We start from the raw sequence: 487 nt of genomic DNA, 5'->3' as shown, positions 1-487 counted from the left end.
GCCCCAGACCACCGCCTTCTCCTACCCCGCCCCCACCGTGACGGTCACCGCCACCCCCGACGGCCGACGGGTCACCGAAACCCTCGACGCGCTGGGCCGCCCCCTGCGGACCGCGGACAACTACCGCGACGGCGCCTACGCCAAAGAAGCGGACGCCGACGGCGCCCGGGTGCTGTCGGAGGCCGACTACTCCCAGTGGGCCGACTACAAAGTCACCACCACCGACCAGGCCGGCCGCAAAACCGTGGCCTCCACCGACCCGTGGGGCCACACCAGCAGCACCACCCGCCCCGACGGCACCACCGTCAAGACCGCCACAGATGTTGTGGCCGAGGCCGTCACCCAGGGCGTCCTGGGCAAAGACCAGCAGGACGCCGGCCTGGGCGAGGCGCGGGCGGTGTCGGTGCAGGACGCCGACAGCACGGCCCGGACCACCTCGGCGAAGGTGCTCTTCGCCGACGGCACCCCCGCCGCCGGCTCCACCGCG

At 73.7% G+C, this 487-nt stretch carries 1 protein-coding gene; it reads left to right on the top strand.

The features are described 5' to 3' along the window. Nucleotides 1–487 (top strand): hypothetical protein (locus tag IF89_RS39615; protein WP_043194959.1); only part of this gene is annotated, 487 nt, incomplete at both ends.

This window comes from Streptomyces sp. NRRL F-2664 (assembly GCF_000719345.1).
Classification (GTDB): Bacteria; Actinomycetota; Actinomycetes; order Streptomycetales; family Streptomycetaceae; genus Streptomyces.
Note: the sequence above shows the minus strand (reverse complement) of the source record. Positions and strands in the feature narration are given on the sequence as shown.